General features: G+C 44.5%; 34 protein-coding genes and 1 tRNA gene. 16 read left to right on the forward strand and 19 right to left on the reverse strand.

Annotated features, from left to right (window positions below; translation table 11 throughout):
* The first annotated feature begins 110 nt into the window (after window positions 1–110).
* The 5 genes from glnB to ACZ5GB_RS06415 are packed head-to-tail and all read left to right on the forward strand — an operon-like array spanning window position 111 to window position 4,968.
* Window positions 111–449 (forward strand): nitrogen regulator P-II GlnB, encoded by a 339-nt coding sequence (glnB, locus tag ACZ5GB_RS06395; RefSeq protein WP_464326396.1) that lies wholly within the window; start codon window positions 111–113, stop codon window positions 447–449.
* 23 nt (window positions 450–472) lie between these two features.
* Window positions 473–1,882 (forward strand): type I glutamate--ammonia ligase, encoded by a 1,410-nt coding sequence (glnA, locus tag ACZ5GB_RS06400; protein WP_464326397.1) that lies wholly within the window; start codon window positions 473–475, stop codon window positions 1,880–1,882.
* Between the two features lie 54 nt (window positions 1,883–1,936).
* On the forward strand, window positions 1,937–3,211 hold the full coding sequence (locus tag ACZ5GB_RS06405; protein ID WP_464326398.1) for an ammonium transporter: 1,275 nt from the start codon (window positions 1,937–1,939) through the stop codon (window positions 3,209–3,211).
* Between the two features lie 10 nt (window positions 3,212–3,221).
* Window positions 3,222–3,893 (forward strand): type 1 glutamine amidotransferase, encoded by a 672-nt coding sequence (locus ACZ5GB_RS06410; RefSeq protein WP_464326399.1) that lies wholly within the window; start codon window positions 3,222–3,224, stop codon window positions 3,891–3,893.
* Between the two features lie 13 nt (window positions 3,894–3,906).
* Window positions 3,907–4,968 (forward strand): porin, encoded by a 1,062-nt coding sequence (locus ACZ5GB_RS06415; protein WP_464326400.1) that lies wholly within the window; start codon window positions 3,907–3,909, stop codon window positions 4,966–4,968.
* A 35-nt stretch (window positions 4,969–5,003) separates the two neighbouring features.
* Here the strand turns inward: ACZ5GB_RS06415 and speD are convergent, their stop codons facing one another.
* Complete coding sequence (gene speD, locus ACZ5GB_RS06420) at window positions 5,004–5,399, reverse strand: adenosylmethionine decarboxylase (RefSeq protein ID WP_464326401.1); 396 nt, start codon at window positions 5,397–5,399, stop codon at window positions 5,004–5,006.
* A 93-nt stretch (window positions 5,400–5,492) separates the two neighbouring features.
* Between speD and ACZ5GB_RS06425 the strand changes: the two genes are divergently transcribed.
* Window positions 5,493–5,951 (forward strand): RsmD family RNA methyltransferase, encoded by a 459-nt coding sequence (locus tag ACZ5GB_RS06425; RefSeq protein WP_464326402.1) that lies wholly within the window; start codon window positions 5,493–5,495, stop codon window positions 5,949–5,951.
* Window positions 5,948–6,427 carry a pantetheine-phosphate adenylyltransferase gene (gene coaD, locus ACZ5GB_RS06430; protein WP_464326403.1) on the forward strand — a complete coding sequence of 160 codons (480 nt, stop codon included), beginning with the start codon at window positions 5,948–5,950 and terminating at the stop codon, window positions 6,425–6,427. Before ACZ5GB_RS06425 ends, coaD begins: the two co-directional genes overlap by 4 nt.
* Before the next feature lie 2 nt (window positions 6,428–6,429).
* Here the strand turns inward: coaD and gcvH are convergent, their stop codons facing one another.
* The 12 genes from gcvH to ACZ5GB_RS06490 all read right to left on the reverse strand — a co-directional run bounded on the left by gcvH (window position 6,430) and on the right by ACZ5GB_RS06490 (window position 14,958).
* Window positions 6,430–6,879 (reverse strand): glycine cleavage system protein GcvH, encoded by a 450-nt coding sequence (gene gcvH / locus ACZ5GB_RS06435; protein WP_464326404.1) that lies wholly within the window; start codon window positions 6,877–6,879, stop codon window positions 6,430–6,432.
* The gene (locus tag ACZ5GB_RS06440; protein WP_464326405.1) at window positions 6,860–7,417 is read right to left on the reverse strand and encodes a class II aldolase/adducin family protein; all 558 of its coding nucleotides are present in this window, start codon (window positions 7,415–7,417) and stop codon (window positions 6,860–6,862) included. The genes gcvH and ACZ5GB_RS06440 overlap by 20 nt, the downstream gene beginning before the upstream one ends.
* A 33-nt stretch (window positions 7,418–7,450) precedes the next feature.
* Window positions 7,451–7,690, reverse strand: a complete 240-nt coding sequence (locus tag ACZ5GB_RS06445; RefSeq protein ID WP_464326406.1) for a hypothetical protein — start codon at window positions 7,688–7,690, stop codon at window positions 7,451–7,453.
* Window positions 7,687–8,964 (reverse strand): complex I 51 kDa subunit family protein, encoded by a 1,278-nt coding sequence (locus ACZ5GB_RS06450; RefSeq protein WP_464326407.1) that lies wholly within the window; start codon window positions 8,962–8,964, stop codon window positions 7,687–7,689. Before ACZ5GB_RS06450 ends, ACZ5GB_RS06445 begins: the two co-directional genes overlap by 4 nt.
* A complete protein-coding gene (nuoE, locus tag ACZ5GB_RS06455; protein WP_464326408.1) occupies window positions 8,939–9,409 on the reverse strand; it encodes an NADH-quinone oxidoreductase subunit NuoE in 471 nt (156 codons plus the stop codon). The genes ACZ5GB_RS06450 and nuoE overlap by 26 nt, the downstream gene beginning before the upstream one ends.
* The gene (locus tag ACZ5GB_RS06460) at window positions 9,409–10,251 is read right to left on the reverse strand and encodes a menaquinone biosynthesis family protein (RefSeq protein ID WP_464326409.1); all 843 of its coding nucleotides are present in this window, start codon (window positions 10,249–10,251) and stop codon (window positions 9,409–9,411) included. Before ACZ5GB_RS06460 ends, nuoE begins: the two co-directional genes overlap by 1 nt.
* Window positions 10,229–11,221 (reverse strand): UDP-3-O-(3-hydroxymyristoyl)glucosamine N-acyltransferase, encoded by a 993-nt coding sequence (lpxD, locus tag ACZ5GB_RS06465; protein ID WP_464326410.1) that lies wholly within the window; start codon window positions 11,219–11,221, stop codon window positions 10,229–10,231. The genes ACZ5GB_RS06460 and lpxD overlap by 23 nt, the downstream gene beginning before the upstream one ends.
* Entirely contained in the window at window positions 11,218–11,703 is a 486-nt protein-coding gene (locus ACZ5GB_RS06470) for an OmpH/Skp family outer membrane protein (RefSeq protein ID WP_464326411.1), read from the reverse strand. Before ACZ5GB_RS06470 ends, lpxD begins: the two co-directional genes overlap by 4 nt.
* A 34-nt stretch (window positions 11,704–11,737) precedes the next feature.
* On the reverse strand, window positions 11,738–12,976 hold the full coding sequence (gene clpX / locus ACZ5GB_RS06475; protein WP_464326412.1) for an ATP-dependent Clp protease ATP-binding subunit ClpX: 1,239 nt from the start codon (window positions 12,974–12,976) through the stop codon (window positions 11,738–11,740).
* Between the two features lies 1 nt (window position 12,977).
* Window positions 12,978–13,574: an ATP-dependent Clp endopeptidase proteolytic subunit ClpP gene (gene clpP, locus ACZ5GB_RS06480; protein WP_464326413.1), complete on the reverse strand. Its 597-nt coding sequence runs from the start codon at window positions 13,572–13,574 to the stop codon at window positions 12,978–12,980.
* A complete protein-coding gene (gene tig, locus ACZ5GB_RS06485) occupies window positions 13,561–14,850 on the reverse strand; it encodes a trigger factor (RefSeq protein ID WP_464326414.1) in 1,290 nt (429 codons plus the stop codon). The genes clpP and tig overlap by 14 nt, the downstream gene beginning before the upstream one ends.
* A 21-nt stretch (window positions 14,851–14,871) precedes the next feature.
* Window positions 14,872–14,958: transfer RNA gene (locus ACZ5GB_RS06490), tRNA-Leu, on the reverse strand.
* A gap of 71 nt (window positions 14,959–15,029) precedes the next feature.
* Between ACZ5GB_RS06490 and ACZ5GB_RS06495 the strand changes: the two genes are divergently transcribed.
* From ACZ5GB_RS06495 to rseP, 6 genes are read left to right on the forward strand one after another with little or no spacing between them, the layout of a single operon-like run.
* Entirely contained in the window at window positions 15,030–16,226 is a 1,197-nt protein-coding gene (locus ACZ5GB_RS06495; RefSeq protein WP_464326415.1) for a (Fe-S)-binding protein, read from the forward strand.
* Between the two features lie 9 nt (window positions 16,227–16,235).
* The gene (gene galE / locus ACZ5GB_RS06500; protein ID WP_464326416.1) at window positions 16,236–17,216 is read left to right on the forward strand and encodes a UDP-glucose 4-epimerase GalE; all 981 of its coding nucleotides are present in this window, start codon (window positions 16,236–16,238) and stop codon (window positions 17,214–17,216) included.
* On the forward strand, window positions 17,213–17,524 hold the full coding sequence (locus ACZ5GB_RS06505) for a metal-sulfur cluster assembly factor (RefSeq protein ID WP_464326417.1): 312 nt from the start codon (window positions 17,213–17,215) through the stop codon (window positions 17,522–17,524). The genes galE and ACZ5GB_RS06505 overlap by 4 nt, the downstream gene beginning before the upstream one ends.
* The gene (locus ACZ5GB_RS06510) at window positions 17,512–17,997 is read left to right on the forward strand and encodes a V4R domain-containing protein (RefSeq protein WP_464326418.1); all 486 of its coding nucleotides are present in this window, start codon (window positions 17,512–17,514) and stop codon (window positions 17,995–17,997) included. Before ACZ5GB_RS06505 ends, ACZ5GB_RS06510 begins: the two co-directional genes overlap by 13 nt.
* 1 nt (window position 17,998) lies before the next feature.
* Window positions 17,999–18,397: a secondary thiamine-phosphate synthase enzyme YjbQ gene (locus tag ACZ5GB_RS06515; RefSeq protein ID WP_464326419.1), complete on the forward strand. Its 399-nt coding sequence runs from the start codon at window positions 17,999–18,001 to the stop codon at window positions 18,395–18,397.
* Window positions 18,398–19,693, forward strand: a complete 1,296-nt coding sequence (gene rseP / locus ACZ5GB_RS06520; RefSeq protein WP_464326420.1) for an RIP metalloprotease RseP — start codon at window positions 18,398–18,400, stop codon at window positions 19,691–19,693. It abuts the gene before it with no gap.
* On the opposite strand, the gene fsa is transcribed toward rseP, so the two are convergent.
* The 5 genes from fsa to lptB are packed head-to-tail and all read right to left on the reverse strand — an operon-like array spanning window position 19,690 to window position 22,779.
* Window positions 19,690–20,346 (reverse strand): fructose-6-phosphate aldolase, encoded by a 657-nt coding sequence (fsa, locus tag ACZ5GB_RS06525; protein ID WP_464326421.1) that lies wholly within the window; start codon window positions 20,344–20,346, stop codon window positions 19,690–19,692. The genes rseP and fsa overlap by 4 nt on opposite strands.
* 3 nt (window positions 20,347–20,349) lie before the next feature.
* A complete protein-coding gene (locus ACZ5GB_RS06530; protein ID WP_464326422.1) occupies window positions 20,350–20,718 on the reverse strand; it encodes a thioredoxin family protein in 369 nt (122 codons plus the stop codon).
* A gap of 1 nt (window position 20,719) precedes the next feature.
* Window positions 20,720–21,475: a pseudouridine synthase gene (locus ACZ5GB_RS06535; protein ID WP_464326423.1), complete on the reverse strand. Its 756-nt coding sequence runs from the start codon at window positions 21,473–21,475 to the stop codon at window positions 20,720–20,722.
* Window positions 21,451–22,041: a sulfite oxidase-like oxidoreductase gene (locus ACZ5GB_RS06540; protein ID WP_464326424.1), complete on the reverse strand. Its 591-nt coding sequence runs from the start codon at window positions 22,039–22,041 to the stop codon at window positions 21,451–21,453. The genes ACZ5GB_RS06535 and ACZ5GB_RS06540 overlap by 25 nt, the downstream gene beginning before the upstream one ends.
* 21 nt (window positions 22,042–22,062) lie before the next feature.
* The gene (gene lptB, locus ACZ5GB_RS06545) at window positions 22,063–22,779 is read right to left on the reverse strand and encodes an LPS export ABC transporter ATP-binding protein (protein ID WP_464326425.1); all 717 of its coding nucleotides are present in this window, start codon (window positions 22,777–22,779) and stop codon (window positions 22,063–22,065) included.
* Window positions 22,780–22,799: 20 nt separating this feature from the next.
* On the opposite strand from lptB, the gene ACZ5GB_RS06550 reads away from it, so the two are divergent.
* Together ACZ5GB_RS06550 and ACZ5GB_RS06555 are read left to right on the forward strand one after the other, a co-directional pair.
* Window positions 22,800–23,456, forward strand: a complete 657-nt coding sequence (locus ACZ5GB_RS06550) for a rhomboid family intramembrane serine protease (protein WP_464326426.1) — start codon at window positions 22,800–22,802, stop codon at window positions 23,454–23,456.
* Between the two features lie 216 nt (window positions 23,457–23,672).
* Window positions 23,673–24,146, forward strand: coding sequence for a cytochrome P460 family protein (locus ACZ5GB_RS06555; RefSeq protein WP_464326427.1), 474 nt, complete (start codon window positions 23,673–23,675; stop codon window positions 24,144–24,146).
* Window position 24,147: 1 nt separating this feature from the next.
* On the opposite strand, the gene ACZ5GB_RS06560 is transcribed toward ACZ5GB_RS06555, so the two are convergent.
* Window positions 24,148–24,768: a Crp/Fnr family transcriptional regulator gene (locus ACZ5GB_RS06560; protein WP_464326428.1), complete on the reverse strand. Its 621-nt coding sequence runs from the start codon at window positions 24,766–24,768 to the stop codon at window positions 24,148–24,150.
* Window positions 24,769–24,785: 17 nt separating this feature from the next.
* On the opposite strand from ACZ5GB_RS06560, the gene ACZ5GB_RS06565 reads away from it, so the two are divergent.
* Window positions 24,786–25,181, forward strand: a complete 396-nt coding sequence (locus tag ACZ5GB_RS06565) for a RidA family protein (RefSeq protein ID WP_464326429.1) — start codon at window positions 24,786–24,788, stop codon at window positions 25,179–25,181.
* The last annotated feature ends 3 nt before the right edge of the window (window positions 25,182–25,184 follow it).

The following is a 25,184-nucleotide window of genomic DNA, read 5'->3' on the forward strand; positions in this document are numbered from 1 at the left end:
TTTACACAAGTCTGAAGCCCACCCACATATAGAAAGTAGTAAAATTAACTCTTAGCCAGCTTCTTATAGCTGGCACAATTTTTGCAAAAATAAGATGTAGGAGGTTAAAGATGAAGAAGGTAGAAGCCATAATAAAGCCCTTTAAACTTGACGAAGTAAAGGATGCTTTGGCGGAGATAGGCATAGGCGGTATGACTGTTACAGAGGTAAGGGGTTTTGGTCAACAGAAGGGTCACACGGAAATCTACCGTGGGACAGAGTATGTGATTGACTTTCTTCCAAAGGTGAAGATTGAAGTGGTTGTAAAGGACGAGGATGTGGAAAAGGTGGTAGAAACCATAATGAAAACGGCCCAAACGGGAAGAGTTGGGGATGGAAAGATATTCATAATACCCGTTGAGGATGTGATAAGAATACGCACGGGTGAAAGAGGTGAGCAAGCAATATGAAATCTTATAAAAGGAGGTATAAGATGCCAAAGTATTCACCAGCAGAAGTTCTAAGCCTTATTGAGCAGGAAGGGGTCCAGTATGTGGACCTAAGGTTTTCTGACCTGTTTGGTCAATGGCAACACCTGACCATCCCAGCCTATGAGCTGTCTCTTGATACCTTTGAAGAAGGTAGAGGTTTTGACGGATCTTCCATAAGAGGATGGCAGTCCATAAACGAATCGGACATGATAGCCATTCCAGACCCAGCCACTGCCTTTATAGACCCCTTTATGGAGCCCAAAACCCTTGTGATGATATGTGATATTTATGACCCTGTTACCAGGGAAAGGTATGGTAGGGACACGCGTTACATAGCCCAGAAGGCTGAACAGTACCTAAAACAAACTGGCATAGGAGATACAGCCTATTATGGTCCAGAGGCAGAGTTCTTTATATTTGATTCTGTAGAGTTTGGAACAAGCGCCAACTATGCCTTTTGGAGAGTTGACTCTGAAGAGGGTTGGTGGAATAGAGAGATAACATCCTCTGGATATAAAATACCTCACAAAAGAGGATACTTCCCCGTACCACCACTAGACAAAGTACATCATCTTAGAAGTGAGATGGTTTCCATAATGTCCCAGCTTGGTATTGTGGTAGAGCTTCATCACCACGAGGTGGCCAGCGCAGGCCAAGGTGAGATAGATATAAGGTACGATTCTTTAGTAAATCAAGCAGACAAGCTTTTCCTTTACAAATACATAGTCCGTATGGTGGCCCACAAGTATGGAAAGTTTGCCACCTTTATGCCAAAAGTGCTTCCAAACGACAACGGTTCTGGTATGCATACCCACTTCTCCATATGGAAAGAGGGCCAAAACCTCTTTGCAGGTTCTGAATATGCAGGAGTGTCCGAAACATGCCTATATGCCATAGGTGGCATTCTAAAGCATGGTCCAGCCCTCACAGCCTTTACAAACCCTACCATAAACTCCTACCACAGGCTTGTGCCAGGCTTTGAAGCACCTGTAAGGCTTGCTTACTCTGCAAGGAACAGGTCCGCTGCCATTCGTATACCCATGTACTCAGCCTCTCCAAAGGCTAAGAGGATAGAGATAAGGTTCCCAGACCCCACCTGCAACCCATATCTTGCCTTTGCCGCCATACTTATGGCTGCCATAGACGGTATAGAGAATCGCATTCACCCAGGAGAACCCTTTGATAAGGACATTTACTCCCTACCACCAGAAGAACTAAAGGACATACCTCAATTGCCTGGCTCCTTGGAAGAGTCCCTAAAGGCGTTGGAAAATGATTACGAGTTCCTTCTAAAGGGTGGAGTATTCACAGAGGAGTTGATACAAGTATGGGTAGAGTCCAAGCGTAAGGAGATGGATGAGATAAGGTTCATACCACATCCCAAAGAATTTGAGCTTTACTTTGATATTTAAATAGTTTAAAAATGCGCCCGGCACCTTTTGTAGCCGGGCAAAGGAGGAGATAGAATGCGTCGCGCAGGAAGTATTATACCACTACTTTTAGTTAGTCTGTCCTTTGCTCAGGACCAAACTCCCAAGCTGGATACAGGCGATACGGCTTGGATGATAGTGGCTACAGCCCTTGTTATGCTTATGACCCTTCCGGGCCTTGCCATGTTTTATGGCGGTATGGCAAAAAGGAAGGATACTTTGAACACCATAGCCATGTCCTTCGTGGCATACTGCATAGCTTCTGTGCTTTGGATCATCTACGGCTATACGCTGGCTTTTAACACAGATATAGGTGGTATTATAGGAAGCCCTTCTAAGCTCTTTCTAAATGGTGTGGAGGTCAAAAGCCTTCAGGGAACCATACCGGAGTTTATCTTTGTAGCTTTCCAGCTTACCTTTGCAGCCATAACGGTGGCCCTTGTGAGCGGCTCTTACATAGAGAGGATGAAGTTTTCCGCATGGGTTCTCTTTGCCATACTATGGATGAGCTTGGTCTATGTTCCCATAGCCCACTGGGTATGGGGTGGTGGCTTTCTTATGAAGCTTGGAGCCCTTGACTTTGCAGGTGGAACGGTGGTGCATATAAACGCTGGTATTGCTGGCCTTGTGGGTGCCTTGATCTTGGGTAAACGCAATGAAGCAACCCTTGTACCAAGCAACCTACCCCTTGTGGTAATAGGTGCTGGCCTTTTGTGGTTTGGATGGTTTGGCTTTAATGCGGGTTCCGCTTTGGGTGCCAATGGGCTTGCCTCTGCAGCTTTTATAAACACCAACACAGCTACGGCCATGGCAGCCCTCTCTTGGATGTTTACAGAGTGGATCTACTCAAAGAAGCCTACCCTTTTGGGGCTTGCTTCTGGTGCCGTTGCTGGCCTTGTGGCCATCACACCAGCGGCTGGCTTTGTAGACATAAAGGGAAGCCTCATAATAGGGCTTCTTGCTGGCATAATACCCTTCTTTGCAGTGGCCTATCTCAAGCCAAAGCTCGGCTATGATGATGCTCTTGACGCCTTTGGTATTCATGGTGTGGCAGGAATCCTTGGAGCCATACTCACAGGTATTTTTGCCAACCCAGCCATAAATGAAGCTGGAAAGGGCCTTCTCTACGGCAATCCCTCCCAGCTATTCATACAGCTCATAGCGGTGGGCGTAACCATTGTCTATGTGGCCATAGCCACGGCCGTCATCCTTTTCATCATAAAGGCCTTAGTAGGTCTGAGGGTTGACCAAGAGAGCGAAGTGTTTGGCCTTGATGAAAGCCAGCACGGAGAAAAGGCTTACAACCTGTAAGGAGAAAGCCATGAGGGTCCTAATCATAAAAAACACGCCCCTTGAAGGACCCGGCACCATAGAGGAGTTTTTGAAAGAAAATGAAGCAAGCTACAAAATAGTTGAGGCTGGTCTTGGAGAAGAGATACCACCCCTTGATGGTTATGACTACTTGGTAGTTCTTGGAGGGCCCATGGGTGTTTATGAGATGGACAAATATCCCTTTCTTAAAAAGGTGGCCTTGGCTATGGAGGGTGCCCTAAAAAGGGGTATTAAGGTCCTTGGAATATGCTTGGGAGCCCAGCTTTTTGCTCATGTGTTGGGTTGTAGGGTATATCCAGGGAATGCGAAGGAAATAGGGTGGTGTGAAATTAAGGCAACGCCCGAAGGCATAAAGGATGATGTCTTTAAAAACATCCTTGACCCATCGGGAAAGGCTATGGTTTTCCAATGGCATGGAGACACCTACGACCTACCTTTTGGAGCCATAAGGCTAGCCTCTTCAAACCTTTTCCAAGAACAAGCTTTTAGGTATGGAGATTCCTTTGCTTTGCAGTTTCATATGGAGGTAACCATGGATATGATAAGGGACTGGTTTTCCGACAGTGATAACCTAAACCTTATACTTGAAAAGGCAGAAAAGCTTTATCCAAGCTACAGGTCCAAGGCGGACCTGTTTTATAGGTCCTTTTTTAAAAACTAAAAGGAGGTGAGCCATGGTGAAGAGAGTAGCCTTAGTTCTGTTGGCCTTAGGTGGTTTGAGCCAAAGTCAAGCCCTTGAGCTAAAGCTGGAGCCTATAGGAACTCTCAACATAGGCGGTGCCCTAACAGGCTATACCATCTACACCAACAACAAGGCCGGCACAGACAAAAAGACACGCTACGATGTAGGTTCTGCCATAATAAGCATATCAAAGCCTGCAGAGCCAGTAGGTTTTACCTTCATTGGTGGTGCCTACGCCATACCTGTGGTTGGGGTCAGTATTCCAAAGACATCTACAACCACAGACCTTTTTAGCCCGCTACCTATGGCCTACTTGGAATTTGCGCCAGTAAAGGGTCTATCCATCCAAGCTGGTAAGCTTCCCACCATATTTGGTTACGAGTCCGCCTTTACATACCTCAACAAGTACATACAGAGAGGCCTCATATGGAACATGCAACCGGTTATACACCACGGTGTAAGGCTAACATACAGCACAGACCTCTTTAACGTAAAGGTAGGTATAAATGATGGCTTTTATACACTTAGCACCACACACCCCAAGCCTGCTCTAGAAGGTTCTTTAGGCCTTACACCCACAAAGGATTCATCCATATCCTTTAACTTCATACTTCCAGACAAAAGCTCAAGGCCCAACAGCACGGCCAATCCTGCCAACAAAAGGGAGTATAACATTGTAGCCACATACAGCATTGGGTCCCTGTCCTTGAGTACGGACCTTATGTATGTGGAAGCTCCAAAGGATGCAACGGCCCAAGTGCCAGAGAAGGCAAAGGCAAGCGGAGGCTGTATACACTTTTCCTATGACCTTAAGCCTTTCACTATCTCAAGCAGGATAGAGTATGTTAAAGACAACTCCGATGCAGGTGGTATAGACTTGGTGGGCTTGGGAGATGGAAACAAGGGGTGGACCTTTACCATAACACCAGCCTATACAAAGGGTCCTTTCCTTGTTAGAGGAGAGCTATCATACGTAAAAGCGGACAAACCCTTTACTGTAAACAACAAAAAGGATCAAATGAGGGTTGGTGTGGAAGTAGGCTTTCTCTTTTGAACCCTTGGGCGACCCTTTTGGGTCGCCCGTTCAATTTATATTTTTAACAAAATACTTCGTAAATGGTCAGCCTCGGACTGGCCGATTAAACCTCTTTCATGCACCTGCTTATCAACCCTTGTAGGCTCAAGGGTGGCTATGATGTAGTCCATAGCCTTGTAAGCCTTTGTGGGGTCTCCGCAGGTGTAAACGTCAACGGTAGCAAGACCATGCTCAGGCCACGTGTGGATGGATATGTGAGACTCTGCAAGAAGTACCACGCCCGTGGCACCATGTGGTTGGAATTGATAGTAGTGGGAAGAGATTTTGGTTAGGTCTGCTACCTTGACGGCGCTCTCAAGGAGCTGGCGCACATCCTCCACCCTGTCAATAAGGTCAGGGTGGACCCCATAAAGGTCTGCTAGGATATGCAGTCCGAGGGCTTTGACCATTTGCACTCCTCCTTATCAAGTTTTTGTAGCAGTTTTAACTGCTTCATAGCAAAAACCTCCTTAAACACAGAAAAATAAATTATAATACTTTTTGTGAAAAAAGCAAGAAGAAAACAAAAAATTAGACCAACTTCTGACCTTGTAAAACAGGCAGTATTTAACATGCTTGGAGACATTGAAGGTCTTGTATTTTTTGACCTTTTTGCCGGAACAGGTCAGATAGGTATGTTGGCAGAAGAAAGGGGTGCAGAGGTTATCTTTGTGGAAAAAAGTCCTAAGATTGCGGAAAAGATAAGGCAAAAAAGCAGGGGTAAGGTGATAGTAGGCGATGTACTAAAATTTTTAGAACACACAGAGCATAGAGCTGACGTGATCTTTGCCGACCCTCCATACGACTATGAATTCTATGATAAATTGATTGAACTTGCCATTAAAAACCTAAAAGAAGGTGGTATTTTTATCCTTGAACATTCCAAAAAACTTGACTTCTCTCCTCAAAAGAAAAAGATTTATGGCGATACGGTCCTATCTATATGGAGGAAAGAAGAATGAAAAGAGCTGTATACCCAGGCACTTTTGACCCCCCACACTTGGGACATTTAGATATAGTCAACAGAGCCTTAAAGCTCTTTGACCATGTAATAGTGGCCATAGCCAAAAATCCAAGGAAAAGCCTCCTCTTTGACGCACAAGAGCGTGTGGATATGTTTAGCCAAATGGTAAAGGATCTTAAAAAGGTTGAGGTTAAAAGCTTTGATGGCCTTCTTGTGGATTTTATGAAAAAGGAAAAAGTTGAAATAGTGGTGCGTGGGGTGAGGCTCTTTACCGATTTTGAGTATGAGCTTCAAATAGCCTTAAATAATTACAAGCTGGCAAAGGTGGAAACCGTTTTTCTTATGCCTTCCCAAGATTACATTCATATAAGCTCCACCATAGTTAGGGATATTGCCTCTTACTGTGGCTGTCTAAAAGGTCTGGTCCATCCCTATGTGGAAAAAAAGCTAAAGGAAAAGTTCGGATGTAAATGATCTTATTGTCCTTTACACTCCACCCCTTCCCTATCTATATACTCTTTCATCCTTTGCACAGCCTCTTCGCCAGTGACAAGGTCCTTTAGGTCCCTCTCCAGGTTTGTGGGCCTTAGCCTTGCTATCCAACCTTTTGTATAAGGATAATCGTTTATTAGGTCTGGCGTGTCAAAGAGTTCTTCGTTTCTTTCTACCACCTCACCTTCTATCACTGCAGGTACTGGACCAGTCCATTTTCCACTTTCCAAGCTGGCAATGGGCTTGCCCTTTGGCACATGTTTTCCAACTGCCTTAATCCTTACGTTTACCATCCTTCCAGCTCTCGTCTGTCCTATATCGGTAGCTCCTACCACCACAGTGCCGTCTGGTTCAAGCCTATACCAAACTTGGTTTTCTATATCGTAATATAGGTCCTTTGGTATTTTACAGCCTTTATAGCTTACCTCTTCCATAGAGAAGTATTTTACAGGAACGCTCCAAAACAGAAATATGAGAATAAGCATAAAATGGGTCCTTATCCACAGAAAATACACCGTGGGACCTAACTATGACAAGCTTAGAATTTTTTAAGACTTCTGATACGGCTTTTGCCAATTCTTTTGTGCCGGAGGGATAAGGTGGTATGACTTTTATGGGACCTATAAGGTCCATCCCTTCAGAATCTATTGGTTCTATAACATCGTGCGTAAAAGAAAGTATAACGGCGCTTATGGGATGGGCATGCACTACGCAAGTATGGTTAGTATTTATATAAATCTCCCTATGCACTACAAGCTCGGAGGAAGCTCTATCTTCCAATATGTGCCTTTCAAATAGTGGAATTTTGATAAAGTCTTCTTTTCTCAACCTACCCAAATGGCTACCCTTTCTGGTGATTATAAGCCTATTACCCAAACTACAAGATAAATTTCCCGCCCTTGCATCCACAAGGCCTTCTACATACAAGAGCTTCCCCACCTCTATAAGTTTTTTTATGCATAGCTCTTCCATAGATTTTGTCCCAAGGATTTTTTTCTACAACGACTACCTTGAAAATAGGTCCTCAATCCAGGACCTTTCAAAGCACTTTACACCATCATCATAAGATTGGCTCTTTTCAAGGCAGGATTTAATGGCCTCAAGCCTTTTTATACCAAGGTTTTTACATAAAGCCCAAAAGTATCTGCAGTATTCTTTATCCTTTAGCGGATTGTTTTGACACTGTCCAGAAGGCTCCTGAGAAAAGGCAAAGGCGATAAGGAAAAGAAGGGCCAAAAGCCTCATACATTTACCTGAAGACTTTTCTTATACTTTTCCCACTCTTCTGGAAACTTTTGCATGGTCTGTTTTATAAGCCTGCCGGCCACAGCCCCAAGACCGCATATGGAAGTGGGCTGTATGTGAGAGTTCACAAAATTAAAGCCTTCCCAATCTTTCTCGTTGGCTTGGTGGTGAAGTATCCTTTCAAGAAGTATGGCTTGTTCATGGGTACCAACCCTACAAGGTGTGCATTGGCCACAGCTCTCGTGGGCATAGAACTCTGCAACCCAAAGGCAGGCTTGGACCACATCATCCTCTTCCGTTAGTACTATTACCGTTCCAGTTCCACCAAAACCAAAGGGTGAATAGTCCATTGGCGTATCCAGCTCATCGGCAGAGAAGCAATCCAAAGCTCCAGAGAAGACAGCCTTTACCTTTTTGTTTCCAATGGTTCCGCCTGCATACTTGAAGATAACCTCTCTTAAAGTAGTATTCATAGGAAGCTCATAAACGCCGGGCTTTTTTACCTTTCCACTTATAGGGAAGAGCTTGGGACCTGGATAGTCGCTTGGACCTATGTATCTGTACTCTTCCCAACCCATGCCAACTATTATAGGTATATTACATAAGGTCTCCACATTGTTTACCACTGTAGGCCTGCCAAAGAGGCCATACTGCACGGGGAAGGGTGGCTTTATCCTTGGGAAGCCCCTCTTGCCTTCAAGGGATTCTATAAGGGCGCTTTCCTCTCCGCATATATAGGCACCTGCACCCCTTGCTACATAAATATCAAGGTCAAAGCCAGAGCCCAAGATGTTTTTACCCAAAAAGCCCTTCTTCTTTGCCTCCTCTATGGCATCCCTTAGTATGTAATAGCCTGCTGGGTACTCTCCCCTTATGTATATAAAGGCTTGGTTTGCCCCTATGGCGTAGGCGGATATTATCATACCTTCTATAAGCAGATGTGGGTCCCTTTCTATCAGTATTCTATCCTTAAAAGTTCCAGGCTCAGACTCGTCTGCGTTGCATATCAAATACCTTGGAGCTGGGTTTTGCACAGCAAACTTCCACTTCCTTCCCGTTGGAAAGCCCGCACCACCTCTACCTCTTAGCTGGCTTTTGTCCACCCACTCTATTATCTCCATTGGGTCCATGTTGAGAGCCTTTTCCAAGGCTTGATAGCCACCGTCCCGTAGGTACTCCTCTATACTATGTACTTTAGGCTTTTTGGCCCTCTTCAAAAGCAAATTAAGCGTAGTTTCTGCGTATATGTTAGGTATAACGGGATAGGACCTCATTTAGCTTCTCCTTTGACTCAAATTTATAGGTATCGTTATCTATCATAAAACAGGGAGCCTCGGAGCAGGCTCCTATACACTGCACTCCTATAAGTTTAAACCTTCCATCCTTTGTAGTCTCACCCAAGGATATACCCAAAAGTTCTTTTATTGCCTTTAGCACCTTTTGTGAGTTCATAAGGTTGCATACCACGCTTACGCAAACCCTTATCCTATGCCTTGCAGGCTCACCCCTATCAAACATATCATAGAAGGACACCACGTTTTCCACATGGTTTAGCGGCACTTCAAGTATCTTTGCCACCTCTTCCAGAGCAAAGGCTGGTATATGTCCATAATAGTCTTGAACCTCATGAAGGCACAGTAAGATGGCCTGTTCTTTCCTTGGAAAGTATTCGGCGTGTTCTTTTAACTTTTTTAAAAGCTCCTCCGATAGCATAGCCATTAGCTTACCACCTCATCGCTAAAAATTGTATGAGGCATATCAGCTTTTATTATACCTCTTTCTATGCCCAATTTTAACAAAAGCCTTACGGCCTCCCTTCCATCCTCACCATAATCAAGGGTTCTGTGGTTTACATACATGCCAACAAACCTGTTGGTTCTCTCCATATCTTCCTTTATATCCCTGGCGTATTCCTTAGCAAACTGTAGGGCCTCTTCTCTGTGTTCAAGGGCATATCTTATGCTTTCTTTCATAAGCCTTTCTATCTTCCTTATGTTTTCTGTACCAAGATCTTTTCTTACCACATTACAGCCCAAGGGCAAAGGCAAGCCTGTCTTTTCTTGCCACCACTGGCCAAGGTCCACTATCTTTTTCAAACCTTTATCTACGTAGCTTAGCTGCCCTTCATGGATTACAAGCCCTGCATCCACACGGCCTTCCTGCACTGCCAAAAGTATCTGGTCAAAGGGCATTACCACCTCTTCAAAGTCTGGCTCATAAAGCTTTAGAACAAGAAAGGCTGTGGTTAGCCTTCCAGGCACCCCTATCCTTTTGCCCTTAAGGCTATTTAGCTCTTGCTTTGATACCACTATAGGCCCGTAGCCTTCTCCAACGCTTCCGCCGCTGGGAAGCACCCAGTATTTGTCCGCCACGTAAGGATAGGCGTGGAAGGATATGGCAGATATTTCATAAGTTCCTCTTAGGGCTTCCCTGTTTAATGTTTCAATGTCTGCAAGCACATGCTCTATCTGGAAGCCTTCTGTGTCTATTTTCCCTGTGGTTAGGGCATAAAACATAAAGGCGTCGTCCGAATCGGGGCTATGGGCTATCCTTATCCTCATGCCTTCTCTCCTTAAAAAGTTCTGGAAGTCTTAAAATATAGGCGTATATCCTTTTCCATTTGGACCATTCCATAGCAGGAATGGCGCCTCCATAGACCTTTCCACCTTGTAGGTCTTTTGACACTCCAGCCTTGGCAGAAACTATGGCTCCATCGCCGATCTCCACATGGTCTGCCACTCCCACCTGACCTGCCAAAATAACGCCTTTGCCAGTCTTTACACTACCAGAAAGGCCCACTTGAGAAACGATCATATTTTCCTCACCCACGTGGCAATTGTGCCCTATTTGCACAAGGTTGTCTATCTTTGTGTTCTTCCCTATCCTTGTCTCATCAATGAGCGCCCTATCTATGCATGTATTGGCTCCTATCTCCACAAAGTCTTCAATTATTACCTTGCCTATGTGGTTTAGCTTAAATATGCCCTCTTTTCCCACATAATAGCCAAAGCCATCGGCTCCTATTACGGAGCCGCTATGTATTCTTACACCTTCACCTATATGGCATCCCGGATATACATGAACTCCGCTAAAAAGCACGCTGTTTTTGCCTATCCTCACTCCTTCACCTATATAGCAGAAGGGATATATCTTTACTCCATCCTCCAGAACCGCACCTTTTCCCACATAAACAAAGGGACCCACGTAAACATCCTTACCTATATACACCCCCTCTTCAATATGTGCCTTTTCCGACACGCCAGAAGGATGCCTTTCTGGATAAAGATGGCTTAAAAACTTAGCAAGGGCAAACCTTACATTCTTTACCTTTATGTAATTGGGGAAATCCACTTCTTCGGAAAGAACCAAGGCCACATGCATGCCTTTTAGCCTATCTAAGGCCTTTAAATCTTGAAGGAAGATTACACTTCTATCCTTAGGCCTTTCTGGCGAAGCCAAACTAAGGAACTCAAAATCTTCATCACCATAAAGCTCGCCTTCAATAAGCTCTGCCAGCTCCTTGAGCTTCATTTTTGCTGGTCAAGCCTTAGGATGACCTCCTTGGTTATATCCATGTCTGGGCTTATATAAACAAAGGCACCACAATCCAAAACGGCGGTATATCCTTGCGTTTTTGCTATGTCTTCGGATATTTTCCTAACTCTTTCTATAACTTCTTGTTCCAGTTTATTCTTTAGTTCTATAAGTTCCTTTTGGGCCTTTTGCTGAAGTTCCATCCCTTCCGATTCTACCTTTTGGTATTCTTTTATCTTCTGCTCCCTTACGTTTTGGGCTATGCCTTTGCTTTCTATCTGCTTTTTCAAATCCTCAAGCCTTTTGTTTATCTGGTCAAGCTGTTTTTGGTATTCTTGCACCTTTTCCCTAAGTTGGCTTTCTTTTGCCTTTACAAGCTGGGATTCTGAGAGTATCCTGTTAGGGTCAACGCAGACAAACTTTTGCTGGGCAAAGCCAAAGCTTGAAGCAAGGAGCAAAGCAAAAAGGTATTTTTTCATGATTTATTCCTCCTGCTATAATGATAACACACTTTTATACTGCCTCCCTCATTATGTAGGTGGGCTTTAGCTTTTTCCTTACCACCTCTCCGCTTACAATCACCTTCCTTATATCTTTGAGAGAAGGAATTTCAAACATAACATCCAGCATAATTTCTTCCATTATGGCCCTTAGGCCTCTGGCACCGGTTTTTCTCCTTATGGACTCTTTGGCTATCTCTACAAGAGCATCTTCAGTGAATTCAAGGTCCACCCCTTCCATCTCAAAGAGCTTTTTATATTGCTTTACAAGGGCGTTTTTGGGTTCTACTAAAATCCTTACAAGCTCTTCTTCTGTAAGCTCGTCAAGCACCGCTATAACGGGAAGCCTTCCTACAAACTCTGGGATTAGGCCAAAATGCACAAGGTCATCCACCTCTACAAAATGAAGTGGGTTTTCATGGCTTTCAAACTTCTTTATTTCAGCCTCAAAGCCAACCACAGATTTACCAAGCCTACGCTTTACTATCTCCTCAAGGCCCACAAAGGCTCCACCGCATATGAAGAGAATATCGGTAGTATCCACCTGTATAAACTCTTGGTGAGGGTGCTTTCTCCCTCCCTGTGGTGGCACGTTGGCAATGGTGCCTTCCAATATCTTTAAAAGGGCCTGCTGAACACCCTCGCCGGAGACATCACGGGTTATGGATGGGTTTATGCCAGACTTTTTGGCTATCTTGTCTATCTCATCTATATATACTATGCCCTTTTGGGCAGCCTTTACATCATACCCGCAGTTTTGTAAAAGTCTTACAAGCACGTTTTCCACATCCTCACCCACATAACCCGCCTCTGTTAGGGTGGTGGCATCCGCTATGGCAAAAGGCACATCCAATATCTTTGCAAGGGTCTTTGCCAAAAGGGTCTTGCCAGAACCGGTTGGACCTATAAGGAGTATGTTGCTCTTTTCTATCTCCACATCGTCAAGGCTAAGCCCAAGCTCCTTTGCCCTTATTCTCTTATAGTGGTTGTAAACGGCCACAGAAAGCACCTTCTTTGCCCTTTCCTGGCCTATTACATACTGGTCAAGCTCCCTTTTTATTTCCTCGGGTGTGGGTAGGTCTTTTGAAAAGCTTTGAACAAGGTGTTTTTTCTGTTCCTTTATTATTACGTTGCATGCCTCCACGCATCGGTCGCATATAAAGGTATCGTTGGGTCCAGCTATCAGGACCAAGACCTCGCTTTGAGGTCTACCACAAAAGGAGCAATAATTCTCCTGTTTTTTCTTTACCATCTTAGCTCCTCTTTTCTATCACCTTATCCACTATTCCGTATTCCATAGCCTCGTAGGCAGACATAAAGTAATCCCTTTCCACATCCCTTTCAATCTTCTCCAATGGTTGGCCGGTGTGCTTTGCAAGGATCTCATTAAGCATCTGCTTTATCCTTTTTATCTCCTCCGCATGTATGATTATATCCGTTGCTTGTCCCGATATACCACCCAAGGGTTGGTGGATCATTATCCTTGCATGTGGCAAGGCATACCTCTTGCCCTTTGCACCCGCAGAAAGAAGAACGGCACCCATGGAAGCTGCCTGACCAAGGCATATGGTAACCACATCGGGCTTTATGTACTGCATAGTATCGTATATGGCCATGCCTGCTGTAACAGAGCCTCCCGGTGAGTTTATGTACATGTATATATCTTTGTCTGGGTCTTGGGCTTCCAAGAAAAGAAGCTGTGCCACTATAAGGTTTGCCACATGGTCGTCAATGGGAAAGCCAAGAAGCACAATCCTGTCTTGTAAGAGCCTTGAGTATATATCGTAAGCCCTTTCGCCCCTTGGAGTTTGTTCAATAACTATTGGGACAAGCTGGTCAAGTATTTTCATCCTTTTCCTCCTTTTCCTTTTCTCTTACCACTGCTTTTGAAACTATATCCCTTAAAGCCTTTTCCCTCCTTATGTCCTCCTCAAGCACGTGAAGAAGATTTTCCCTTTGGAAGAACTCTTTCATCTCTTCTGGGGACCTTCCATACTGTTGGGCCAGTTCTTCTATCTTCTTTTCTATCTCCTGAGGCTCCGCCTGTATGCCCTTTTGCTGGGCGTACTTGTCAAGGATATACCTTAGCTTTATGTTTGAGATGGCTTGGGGTGTAAGCTCCTGAGCCATTGACCTATAGTCAAGGTACCTTGTATCTATGCCAAGCTGGGACAAGTAGGAAACCCTCATCTGCAAAAGATGGGAAAGTTCTCTTTGCAAGAGTGTTTGAGGCACGCTAAACTCATGCAATTCCAAGAGCTTTTTGGCCACGGCGTTCTCTATTACATCCTCTTTTATCTTCTCTATCTGCGCCTTTATTTCTTGCCTTATCTTCTCTTCGGCCTCTGCCCAAGTTTCTCCCAAGCCCAATTCTTTGGCAAAGTCATCGTTTACTTCTGGAAGTACCTTCTCCTTTACCCCTTTTATCCTTATCTCTACCTTGGCCTTTCCGGCGGGCTTGCCCTCCATATCATAAAGGGTAAGGTCTTCTAATACAAAAGAATCCCCTTCCTTCTTACCCACAAGCTCTTTTTCTATCTCCTCTCTAAAGGTCCTTAGGCCCACTATGGCCGATGTTTCGCCTTCCGTAACTTCACCGCTTTCCATGTCTTCCACCTTGTAATCCACCACCACAAGGTCGCCTTCCTTTATCTCTCTCTCCACTGGCTCCCATAGGGCATGTTCTTCTCTTAGTTCTTCTATTTTCTTCTTTACCAAGTCTTCACTAAACTCTATCTTTTCTATCTCCACCTCAAGCCCTTCAAGGTTTGCCAGCTCAAATTCTGGCGGTACCTCAAAGGACACGCTATAGCTTACCTTTTGGTCGGATTCTTGAAAGTCTACCTCTTCAAGGAATATGTCTGCCACAGGCCTTAGGCCACTTTCTTGTATTGCACTGGCGAGGGTGGCGTTTGCCACCTTTTTACCCACCTCTTCTTTTATATAGTCTTTGAACTTTGCCTTTATTATCCACAAAGGAGCCTTGCCCCTTCTAAAACCTTCCACCTCTGCGTTTTCTTTGAGGTAGTTATAAACCTCATCAAGGGCAGACCTGACTATATCACCTTCTACTTCCACCCTTAAGCTTTTGAACAATCCTTGCCTATCCTCTACGCTTACCTTCATATACCAAAAACCTCCTTTTTTTGGTGCGGGTGGAGGGAGTCGAACCCTCACGGGCTAATGCCCACAGGATCCTAAGTCCTGCGCGTCTGCCAGTTCCGCCACACCCGCTAAGGATATAAATTATAATCTGTTTTTTATCAACTTAACCACGACAAAACAATCCTATATTTACTAAGACTATGGAGAAGTTTATAGAAATTCCTATGGACCTTGCCCAAAAATGCGTCAAGTGTGGCCTTTGTAAATCTGTTTGTCCCACATACCCTTACATAGAGGAAGAAGGTGGCTTTGCCCGTGGCAGGCTTGCCCTTGCCGAGATGGTGGTAAAGGGAGAGTTGCCCCTCACAAGAGAGGTTTCCAAGCAGTGGGATGCTTGCGCCATGTGTAGGCGTTGTGAATGGATATGTCCCAACAATGTGGAATACAAAGAAATATTGGTTCATGCAAGGAATATACAAAGGGAAAGCCTTGGAGAAAGCACCATAAAAGGCCTTGGCCTAAAAGCCCTTGAGTTTATGCAATCTAACGCTGGCAGGAAAGTTATAAAGCTTGCTGGGAAGCTCTTAGAACCCTTACCCTTTACAGAGGTAAAAACACCCTTTCCCACAGGAGCTGTAAAGTTTATGCCAAAGCCTACAGCAAAAGCCTTTGGCCTAAGAGGAAAGGTCTTCAAGGCGGAAAAGGAGAAGGGAAAACTTCTCTTCTTTACAGGCTGTATGATTGACGCCTTTTATGGAAAGACTGGAGAAAACGTTATAAAGCTTATGAACAAGGCTGGCTACACAGTTATAGTGCCGGAGGATATAAGATGCTGTGGAGCGCCCCATTATTACTCTGGAAACTTGCCGGCCTTTGAAAGGCTAAAAGAACACAACCTAAGGGAGATGGAAAGGTATGAGTTTGATGCGGTGGTGGTGGCCTGTCCCACTTGCGGTGGAGCCTTACAAGAGGATTATAAGCTTTCCAAGCCTGTCTATGACTTTGCCCAGATAGTCTTTGAAAGCCCTTTAAAGTTTAAAGGTTCTGGAAATAGCTTAACCTTCCATGTGCCTTGCCACTCATACAGCGCCATGAAGGTAAGCGATAAGGTCTTTTATGGAGTAATGGAGAGGATTGAAGGCGATGAGGTAAAAAAGGCGGAAAAGGACAAGTCTTGCTGTGGCTTTGCAGGTCTCTTTTCCATAACAAACCCTAAAATGTCAGACCAGATACAAAGGGAAAAGATAGAGGACCTTAAGAAAACAAAGGCTAATGTGGTGCTTACCACATGTCCAGGCTGTGTTTTGAACTTAAAGGATGGAGTTAAAAAGCACAAAACAGGCCAAGAGGTCATGCACTTGGCAGACTATTTAGCGGAAAGCTTGGAAGAAGGTTAAAATATAGCCATGCGCATACTTGTAACTGGTGGCGCGGGCTACATAGGTTCCCATATGGTAAAGCTTCTTGGAGAAAGGGGCTATGAGGTTCTCACGGTGGATAACCTATCGGAGGGAAACTCTTGGGCCGTTTTGTATGGAGACCTAAAGGTTGTGGACCTTCTCAACTACAAGGCCCTTGAGGAGGTGCTTTTGGACTTTAGGCCACAGGCCGTAATTCACTTTGCCGCAAAGGTAAAGGTGCCAGAAAGCGTAAAAAAGCCCTTACTATACTATGAGAACAACTTTATGGGAACTGTGAACCTTCTACAAGCCATGGAGAGGGCCAGTGTTAAATACCTTATTTTCTCTTCCACTGCGGCCGTTTACGGCATTCCCAAAAGCGTGCCGGTAAAGGAAGAGGACCCAACTATACCTATAAACCCCTACGGCTGGAGCAAGCTATTTGCAGAGAGGGCCATAAAGGATTTTGCTCCCCTTAGTGGTATAAGGTATGCTATACTCCGATACTTTAATGTGGCTGGCGCAGACCCAGAAGGCAAAATAGGACAGGTTAGCAAAGAACCAACCCATCTTATCCTTAGGGCAGTAAAGGTGGCCACAGGCCAGATACCCTACCTTGAGGTCTTTGGCACAGACTATCCCACACCCGATGGCACATGCATAAGGGACTTTGTGCATGTTATGGACCTATGCGAGGCCCACCTTAAAGCCTTGGAATATCTTATAAGCGGCGGAGAAAGTGATGTATTCAACATAGGCTACGGCAAAGGCTATTCGGTGCTTGAGGTGATAGAAAAAGTAAAAGAGGTTTCTGGTGTGGACTTTAAGGTGGTCTATGCACCAAGAAGGGAAGGAGACCCACCAGCCCTTATAGCGGATAACACAAAGGCCAAAGAGATATTGAAATGGCAACCAAGGTATGATGACTTGGGATTTATCATAAAAACTGCATTGGATTGGGAAAAGGCCTATATTTATTCAAAATGAAGGAATTGGAAATTTTAGAAAAGTTAAAAGAGATATGGGACCCTGAAATACCCATAGATATTGTTAACCTTGGGCTTGTTTATGGTGTGTATTTAAAGGATGGTGTGGCTCACATAGACATGACTCTAACCGTTCCCTCTTGCCCTGCCAAAGGCTTTTTTGCCCAGCACATAAGGGACCATATACTAAAAAACTTCCCAGAGCTTAAGGATGTTGTGGTAAACTTTGTATTTGAACCTGCGTGGAGCAAGGATAAAATATCCCAAGAAGGCATACAAAAACTTAGGAGTATGGGATGGAATATTTAAAGGATAAGTTTAGGGCCCTTGCGGAAGCTATAGAAAGAGAGTCGGTTTTGGTGCATCGTGCAGCCCTTGTGGATGGATATAAGGATATTTACAAGCTTAGCAGGCTTGGCATAGACAGGGTTATTAAGAAGGCAACAGAGCTTGGTGGGAGGAAAGGTGCAAAGATACTAAAGGAAAGGTATGGCATATACACAGACAGGCTTGACGAGGCCCTTGAGGTGCTTACAGTCATAGCCGAGTCCTCAAGGCTTTTGGACGTTTTTGAGTATGACCTGGATAAGATGGAGATAAGGGTGGATGGGTCCATACTGGTGGAGGCTGTAGGTGAAAGTAAAAAGCCTGTATGCGAGCCTATGGCTGGCTTTTTTGAAGGCTTTTTGAGCGAACTGCTTGAAAAGAAGTACAGCATAAAAGAAGTAGCATGTAGAGCGCAAGGCCACGAAAGGTGTATTTTTAAGATATCACAGAAGTAAGATGGCGGTATTTAAGGTAAGGACTACCAAGCATACAAGCTTTGTAAACATAACCAATCAAGTTAGAGAGTTAGTTAGAGCCTCTGGTGTAAAGTCTGGCCTATGTCTTGTATACACACCACATACTACAGCCTGCATCTTTATAAACGAGGGTGCGGACCCAGATGTGATAAAGGATATAGCCTACTCCCTTGAAAAGCTTGTGCCTTGGAGAGACAACTATGCCCACTCGGAGGGCAACTCCGCTGCCCATATAAGGAGTGCCATCATAGGCAACTCAAGAATAATACCCATAGAGAACGGCGACCTTATGCTTGGCACTTGGGAGGCCATATTCCTTGCAGACTTTGATGGCCCAAGGGAGAGGAAGGTGATAGTTAAGATATTAAAGGAGGAATAGATGGAATACCTTTTGGCCTTTTTGGTTTTGATAGGTGTTTTGGTGTGGTTCCATGAGCTTGGCCACTTTTTGATGGCAAAGCTCTTTGGTGTAAAGGTGGAGATATTCTCCATAGGCTTTGGTCCTGTGCTTTTTGGTAAAAAACTTGGTGAGACAGAATACAGAATATCTGCCCTTCCATTGGGTGGTTATGTAAAGCTCTATGGTGAGGAGGAAGAGATAAAGGACCCAAGGGCCTTTTCTTCCAAGCCAGGGTGGCAAAAGATACTTATAGCCTTTGGAGGACCTCTTTTTAACTTTATCCTTGCCATCTTACTTTTTGCCTTTATTTTTGCCATTGGAAGGGAGGTTCCCAAATATTCTTATGAGAAGCCTGTAGTGGGTTATGTGGTAGAAAACAGCTTGGCGCAAAAGCTGGGCATAAGGGAAGGCGACCTTATTCTGGAGATAAACTCAAAAAGGGTGGAAAGCTGGAAGGATGTGGAAAAGGTTGTTCTTGATAACGTACTCGCCAAAGAGTGGAGGGTAGAGGTGCTAAGGGATGGGAAAAGGATAAGCCTTTATTTGAAGGAAAGATTAAACGGGGTCTCCAGCTTTGGTGCAGAGCCTTTAATCCCAGCCGTTGTAGGCTTTGTGGCAAAGGATAGTCCTGCCTTTCAGGTAGGTATACGTGAAGGAGACAAAATTCTCAAAGTAAACGGAAAGGATGTAAAGGGGTGGTATGAGCTTGTAAGTTATATAAGACAATCAAAGGGAAACCCCATCACCTTAACCATTGAAAGAAAGGGAGTTATTGAAGAAAAAACAGTGGTTCCGAGAATGGATGGGAGGAGTGGCACACCCATACTTGGCATCGCACCACACATAGAGAGGGTTAAGGTGAAAGAACCCATACATAAAGCTTTCGTTGAAGGTGTGGAAAAAACCTATACGCTTAGCCTTTTGTCCCTCAAAGCCCTATGGCAGCTTATAACCGGCGGGCTTTCTATAAAGACCCTTGGAGGGCCCATAGCCATAGCCCAGCTTGCAGGAGAATCTGCCCAGCAAGGCATCCTTCCTTTCATAGGTATGATGGCTTTTATCTCCGTTCAGCTGGCCATATTTAACCTTATCCCTCTACCTGTCCTTGACGGTGGCCTTATATTGCTATTCCTTATGGAGTCTATAAGAAGAAAGCCTCTGTCTCCAAAGTTCAAGGAAATATGGATAAAGGCGGGCTACGCCATCATAATAGCCCTTGCAAGCTTTGTTATGATAAACGACCTTTTAAGGCTTTTAAGTGGGGGCAAACTTTAAAAGGGCCTTCCCGGCACCTTTTCCCAATCTTTTAGGAAAAGTTCTATTCCCTTATCGGTAAGTGGATGCTGGAAGAGTTTTTTCATCACCTCAAAGGGCATAGTGCATATATCTGCGCCTATGAGGGCCGCCTCTACCACATGCATGGGATGCCTTACGCTGGCCACTATAACCTCCGTATCCTCTATCCCGTAATTGTTAAATATCTGCATTATATCCCTTATAAGCTTCATACCATCTCCGGAAATATCATCTATCCTACCTACAAATGGAGAGACAAAGCTTGCACCCGCCTTTGCTGCAATTAGGGCTTGGGCTGGTGAAAAGACAAGGGTTACGTTGGTTGGTATGCCTTCCGACTCAAGGATTTGAACGGCCTTCATACCTTCTGGCGTCATGGGTATCTTTACCACCACATTGTCCCCCAGTTCGGCGAGCATCTTTCCTTCTTTCACCATACCCTCTGCATCCCTTGAGACCGTCTCAAGGCTCACAGGCCCATCCACAAGGCTTAGTATTTCCTTAGCCACCTCAAGGAATGGCCTTCCTGTTTTTGCTATAAGGGTTGGGTTTGTGGTAACTCCGTCCAATATGCCCCATTCAAGGGCTTGCTTTATTTCATCCACGTTGCCAGTATCAAGGAAAAAGCGCATGGCTTATACCTCCTTCAGTATTCTTTCAGATTTAACCACACCTACAAAGACCTTTCTTATTATACCATCCCTCACTACCAAAGTAGTGGGCGTTGCCAAGATACCAAGCTCTTGGGCCATCTTGTAGCCCTCTGGCTTTGCCACATCCATTTCCAAGACTTTCACCTTCTCCTTTAACTTTTCTATTTCCGGCTTCATCATCTTACAGGCTCCGCACCTCTCCGAGTAAAAATAGACTATACCGTCTTTTATTGCCTCAAACTCCTTTCCTTGCATCTTCCTTGCTCTCCTTTTAATGTTAATTCCAAGCAAAAACATAAAGATAAAGAAAAAGGTAAGTAAGATAGCCAAAAGCTTCAAAAAGCCCTCCATATTATACCCCCTTAAGGCCTTCCATTCCAAGAAGCTTTTTTAGCCTTTTTATCTCCTCCTCTTTTAAGTCTCTCCACTGCCCCGGCCTTAGGTTTCCTAAGCTTATTGGTCCAATGGCAACCCTCTTTAGCCTAAGCACCTTATGCCCAAAATGGGCCATAAACCTCTTTACAATGTGCTTTCTTCCCTCATGGAAAACCACCTCAAGCAGGCTTTTGTCCTTTTCGTGCTTGACAAGCTTAACGCTATCTGGCTTGGCAAAGCCGTCTTCAAGCTTTGCTCCCTTTTTCATGGCCCTTATCTCTTCCTCGCTCACCTTTCCATCAACCCACACCAAGTAAGTCTTGGGAAGCTTATACCTTGGATGCATTATCCTGTTGGCAAGCTCTCCATCGTTGGTAAGAAGCAAAAGGCCCTCCGCATTGTAATCAAGCCTACCTGCAGGATATACCCTTTCTGGTATGTCCTTTATAAGCTCATGTATGGTCTTTTTACCATCTTTGCTCTCACCCAGAGCAGTAAGATAACAGCAAGGCTTGTAAAGGATTATGTATCTATACCTTGGTGGCTTTACCTCCTTTCCATCCACCTCCACCACATCCCTTTCTGGGTCCACCCTCCAGCCAAACTCCTTCACCACAAGACCGTTTACCTTTACCCTTCCCTGCAATATAAGCTCGTCTGCCTTTCTTCTTGAGGCCACACCACACATAGAAAGGTACCTGTTTAGTCTTACCAATACCTTTCCTCCTTCCATGGGTCTCCTCTCATGTTGTAGCCTCTCTGTTCCCAAAAGCCGGGAACATCTACTTCTAACAGCTCTATTCCCCACACATACTTGGCACTCTTCCATGCGTATAGCCTTGGCACCACAAGCCTAAGAGGATAGCCATGCCTCAATGGTATGGGCTTTCCATACATCTTATATGCCAGTATGCTGTCCTCATAGTAGAGATATTCAAGTGGCAAATTGGTTGTGTAGCCTTCGAGGCAGTGGATGAGGGCATACTTGGCATTGGCCTTTGGCTTGGCAAGGTCCAAAATGTAAGAAGTTTGCACACCTTCCCAGAGTATTTCCTTTACACTCCAACGTGTAACGCAGTGAAAATCTGCCACAAGCTCCACAGAGGGCATGCTTAGAAGTTCCTCATAGCTTAGTTCAATAGGATTTTCCACAAGGCCAAAAACCTTAAATCTATAGCTGTTTATGTCCCATTGGGGTACCTCATCCACTATATCATAGACTATAGGCGCAGAGATCCACCTTTGACCCGGTGGCAGGCGGTCTTCTCTAAGGTTTATAGGGCTTACAATTCTCCTCATAGTTTTTGATTATAAGCCTTATCAACTAAAATCCATTCCAAGATACACCTCTTTTACATCTTTCCTTTTGCTTACCTCATGGGGGTCCCCCTCCGCCAAAATACTTCCGTCGCTGATTATATAGACCCTATCCACCATCCTTATGGTCTCCCTTACGTTGTGGTCTGTTATAAGCACCGCTATATTCTGGTGCTTTAACTTAAATATCATGGACCTAATGTCGGAGATCATAATAGGATCTATACCCGTAAAGGGTTCATCAAAGAAGATATACTTCGGCTTAGGAATTAATGCCCTTGCCACCTCAAGCCTTCTTTTTTGACCTCCCGAAAGTTTTCCAGCCTTTTGGTCTTTTAACTCCAAAAGTCCAAAATCTCCCAAAAGCTCCTCAGCCCTTGCCAATTGGCTCTCCCTGCCTTCTTCAAAAAACTCAAGGAATATGAGGAGGTTTTCCAGCACGGTTAGGTCTTCAAAAAGGGTATGTTCTTGTGGTAAAAAGGCTATACCCATTCTCGCCCTTTTATGGGCTGGCATATGGGTAATATCCTCACCGTCAAGCTCTATCCTTCCACCATCCACCGGCAAAAAGCCCACAAGGCAGTTAAAGAGTGTGGTTTTACCCGCACCGTTTGGACCCAAAAGGCCTACTATCTCCCCCCTTTTAAGCTCTAAGTCAATGCCCTTTAACACTTCCCTCTTTTTAAAAAACTTCCTTATACCTCTTGCAATCAGCACCATAAAGATTTTAAACTATTGGCATGATACCAATAAAGGATATAAATCCTCATAGAAGCTTCCCCATAGTTAATCTAAGCATAATAATAATCTGTTCTTTGGTATGGCTATATGAAGTTAGCCTATCGGATGAGGAGCTTCAAGCCTTTATCTATCAATATGGGCTTGTGCCTGCTTACCTTTTTGAAAGGCCCCAATCTTTATTAACTCATATGTTCCTTCATGGAAGCTGGCTACACATAATAGGCAACATGTGGTTTTTGTGGGTCTTTGGAGACAACGTAGAAGACAGGCTAGGCAGAGTAAAGTATCTTATCTTTTACATCCTTTCTGGGCTTGGAGCGGCCATCATTCAAACCCTTGTTAGCCTTCTTTTTGGCGGTGAGGAAATCCCTATGGTAGGTGCCAGCGGTGCCATAAGCGGTGTGCTTGGCGCGTATCTTTGGATGTTCCCCCATGCAAGAATACTGGCCCTTGTTCCTGTCTTTTTCTTCCTTACCTTTATGGAACTTCCTGCGGTCTTCTTCATAGGCATGTGGATACTCATACAAATCATAAATGGTCTTATCACACTACCCCTTGCGGGCATGGGTGGTGTGGCATGGTTTGCCCATATTGGGGGCTTTTTTGTTGGCTATTTCTTGGCAAGGAGGTTTTACACCAAAAGGTTTTATTTGTAGTTTTATACGGGTTAGAAATTAAAATGTAGGTCAGACCGACGCGCATCTGCAATAATGGGCAAGTTTGGAACCTGCCATAATGGGCATTATGCATCATACTACTATAAAAAGGAATTTCTTATCCAGCTTACCAAAAGGTTTTATTTGTAACTTTGTTGCAGATCATTCCATAAACTCATCCCAAAATATACTCAAAACCCTAAAGAAGGTGTCATTATGAAGAAGTTTTTAGCTATGGCATTAGCGGCAAGCTCTAGCTTTGTGTTTGGAGAGTCCTTTAAGGTGGCCCCAGAAAAGTACAGAAGCTGGAATCATGTGAAAAGTATGATCATCTTTGACCAAAAACATCCCCTCTTTAACCCCTTTAGCGGTATCCACCATGTTTATGTGAACCATAAGGGGCTTAACACAATAAAAAATGATGGTAGAAGGACCTTTCCCGATGGGTCGGTTATAGCCATAGTTTTTTATGAGCATGTGCCTGATAATGGTGCATATGTGGAGGGAGCCAAGAGGATAGAGGCTTTTATGGTAAAGGATAGCAAAAGGTATAAGTCCACCAATGGTTGGGGTTATTTTGCCTACGATGGGAAGGGCAACAGCTTAGTCAAGGATATGGCAAAAGACTGCCATTCCTGTCATTCTCAGGTAAAGGATAAGGACTTTGTCTTTTCTGTATGGACAAGGTAGGCTAAAGGCGGGCTCTGTCCGCCCGCTTGCTTAAGGCCTCATGGTCCTTTATAAACAATCCGCCTCGGCGCAGGATTATAAACCCTTCCCTTTCAAGCTCCTTTAGGACCCTGCTAACCACCACCCTTACGCTGCCTATATCCTTGGCTATCTCCTCGTGTGTCTTTTCAATCAAGGACCCATCTTTTGAACATGAAAGCAGGTAGCTTATTAACCTTTCTCTAACGCTCTCCGATAACATGGAGTTAAGCATAGCCATAAGGTTCAAAAGGTTTTCCGAAAGCACCCTCATAAAAAGGGAACGCCACCAATGGTTTTCTTCAAACCACCTTATAGCAACCTCTGAAGGTATCATACAAACATAAGAATCCTCCTCAGCCACCCTATAGGCGGGGTATTCACCCTTAGAATATGCGGTAAGCATGGCAATAATGCACATCTGGTTTGGAAGGACCCTATAGAGGGTAAGCTCCCTACCCGATTGGGATATGAGGTAAACCTTTAGAACTCCATCCTTCACAAAGGGAACCGCAGAGCAAACATTGCCCTCTGAGAAGATAAGAGAACCCCTTTCTACCTTCTGCGGAGGATAGCTCCTTTCTATAAAATTTGTGGTGAGCATGCTTTAAAATATAAACCATGACCCCCATATATACAGAAAAGGCTCCAAAGCCCGTAGGTCCATACTCTCAGGCAATTATGGTAGGTGGTTTCCTTTTCCTATCCGGTCAGATAGGCTTGGACCCACATACAGGGAAGTTAAAAGAAGGATTTAAAGAACAGGCACAACAGATTTTTAAAAACATAGAAGCCATACTTGAGGCCGCAGGCGCAGGGAAAGAGAGTATAGTAAGGATGGTAGTTTATCTCAAGGATTTAAGCCTTTTTGGTGAGTTTAACCAGCTTTACGAAGAGTTTTTTAAGGATGTAAAGGTAAAGCCTGTAAGAACTACGGTAGAGGTGAGCCATCTTCCACTCGGCGCCCTTATTGAGGTAGAAGCTACTGCCTTTTTAGGAGAGGGGAATAACTTATAGACT

It is taken from the genome of Hydrogenobacter subterraneus, from assembly GCF_055390195.1.

Excerpts from the sequence above, each read along its gene's own strand:
- speD (WP_464326401.1), bottom strand. The coding sequence starts at position 5,399 with ATGGTCAAAGCCCTCGGACTGCATATCCTAGCAGACCTTTATGGGGTC.
- tig (WP_464326414.1), bottom strand. The coding sequence starts at position 14,850 with ATGAAGGTAAGCGTAGAGGATAGGCAAGGATTGTTCAAAAGCTTAAGG.
- gcvH (WP_464326404.1), bottom strand. The coding sequence starts at position 6,879 with ATGGAAGAGGTAAGCTATAAAGGCTGTAAAATACCAAAGGACCTATAT.
- ACZ5GB_RS06560 (WP_464326428.1), bottom strand. The coding sequence starts at position 24,768 with ATGCTCACCACAAATTTTATAGAAAGGAGCTATCCTCCGCAGAAGGTA.
- glnB (WP_464326396.1), top strand. The coding sequence starts at position 111 with ATGAAGAAGGTAGAAGCCATAATAAAGCCCTTTAAACTTGACGAAGTA.
- ACZ5GB_RS06440 (WP_464326405.1), bottom strand. The coding sequence starts at position 7,417 with ATGGAAGAGCTATGCATAAAAAAACTTATAGAGGTGGGGAAGCTCTTG.
- ACZ5GB_RS06445 (WP_464326406.1), bottom strand. The coding sequence starts at position 7,690 with ATGAGGCTTTTGGCCCTTCTTTTCCTTATCGCCTTTGCCTTTTCTCAG.
- ACZ5GB_RS06415 (WP_464326400.1), top strand. The coding sequence starts at position 3,907 with ATGGTGAAGAGAGTAGCCTTAGTTCTGTTGGCCTTAGGTGGTTTGAGC.
- ACZ5GB_RS06410 (WP_464326399.1), top strand. The coding sequence starts at position 3,222 with ATGAGGGTCCTAATCATAAAAAACACGCCCCTTGAAGGACCCGGCACC.
- ACZ5GB_RS06405 (WP_464326398.1), top strand. The coding sequence starts at position 1,937 with ATGCGTCGCGCAGGAAGTATTATACCACTACTTTTAGTTAGTCTGTCC.
- clpP (WP_464326413.1), bottom strand. The coding sequence starts at position 13,574 with ATGAAAATACTTGACCAGCTTGTCCCAATAGTTATTGAACAAACTCCA.
- ACZ5GB_RS06530 (WP_464326422.1), bottom strand. The coding sequence starts at position 20,718 with ATGGAGGGCTTTTTGAAGCTTTTGGCTATCTTACTTACCTTTTTCTTT.
- ACZ5GB_RS06515 (WP_464326419.1), top strand. The coding sequence starts at position 17,999 with ATGGCGGTATTTAAGGTAAGGACTACCAAGCATACAAGCTTTGTAAAC.
- ACZ5GB_RS06470 (WP_464326411.1), bottom strand. The coding sequence starts at position 11,703 with ATGAAAAAATACCTTTTTGCTTTGCTCCTTGCTTCAAGCTTTGGCTTT.
- ACZ5GB_RS06555 (WP_464326427.1), top strand. The coding sequence starts at position 23,673 with ATGAAGAAGTTTTTAGCTATGGCATTAGCGGCAAGCTCTAGCTTTGTG.
- ACZ5GB_RS06460 (WP_464326409.1), bottom strand. The coding sequence starts at position 10,251 with ATGAGGATAAGGATAGCCCATAGCCCCGATTCGGACGACGCCTTTATG.
- clpX (WP_464326412.1), bottom strand. The coding sequence starts at position 12,976 with ATGGTAAAGAAAAAACAGGAGAATTATTGCTCCTTTTGTGGTAGACCT.
- ACZ5GB_RS06540 (WP_464326424.1), bottom strand. The coding sequence starts at position 22,041 with ATGAGGAGAATTGTAAGCCCTATAAACCTTAGAGAAGACCGCCTGCCA.
- fsa (WP_464326421.1), bottom strand. The coding sequence starts at position 20,346 with ATGCGCTTTTTCCTTGATACTGGCAACGTGGATGAAATAAAGCAAGCC.
- rseP (WP_464326420.1), top strand. The coding sequence starts at position 18,398 with ATGGAATACCTTTTGGCCTTTTTGGTTTTGATAGGTGTTTTGGTGTGG.
- ACZ5GB_RS06535 (WP_464326423.1), bottom strand. The coding sequence starts at position 21,475 with ATGGAAGGAGGAAAGGTATTGGTAAGACTAAACAGGTACCTTTCTATG.
- ACZ5GB_RS06550 (WP_464326426.1), top strand. The coding sequence starts at position 22,800 with ATGATACCAATAAAGGATATAAATCCTCATAGAAGCTTCCCCATAGTT.
- galE (WP_464326416.1), top strand. The coding sequence starts at position 16,236 with ATGCGCATACTTGTAACTGGTGGCGCGGGCTACATAGGTTCCCATATG.
- ACZ5GB_RS06495 (WP_464326415.1), top strand. The coding sequence starts at position 15,030 with ATGGAGAAGTTTATAGAAATTCCTATGGACCTTGCCCAAAAATGCGTC.
- ACZ5GB_RS06505 (WP_464326417.1), top strand. The coding sequence starts at position 17,213 with ATGAAGGAATTGGAAATTTTAGAAAAGTTAAAAGAGATATGGGACCCT.
- lptB (WP_464326425.1), bottom strand. The coding sequence starts at position 22,779 with ATGGTGCTGATTGCAAGAGGTATAAGGAAGTTTTTTAAAAAGAGGGAA.
- coaD (WP_464326403.1), top strand. The coding sequence starts at position 5,948 with ATGAAAAGAGCTGTATACCCAGGCACTTTTGACCCCCCACACTTGGGA.
- ACZ5GB_RS06510 (WP_464326418.1), top strand. The coding sequence starts at position 17,512 with ATGGAATATTTAAAGGATAAGTTTAGGGCCCTTGCGGAAGCTATAGAA.
- lpxD (WP_464326410.1), bottom strand. The coding sequence starts at position 11,221 with ATGAAGCTCAAGGAGCTGGCAGAGCTTATTGAAGGCGAGCTTTATGGT.
- ACZ5GB_RS06450 (WP_464326407.1), bottom strand. The coding sequence starts at position 8,964 with ATGAGGTCCTATCCCGTTATACCTAACATATACGCAGAAACTACGCTT.
- nuoE (WP_464326408.1), bottom strand. The coding sequence starts at position 9,409 with ATGGCTATGCTATCGGAGGAGCTTTTAAAAAAGTTAAAAGAACACGCC.
- ACZ5GB_RS06565 (WP_464326429.1), top strand. The coding sequence starts at position 24,786 with ATGACCCCCATATATACAGAAAAGGCTCCAAAGCCCGTAGGTCCATAC.
- glnA (WP_464326397.1), top strand. The coding sequence starts at position 473 with ATGCCAAAGTATTCACCAGCAGAAGTTCTAAGCCTTATTGAGCAGGAA.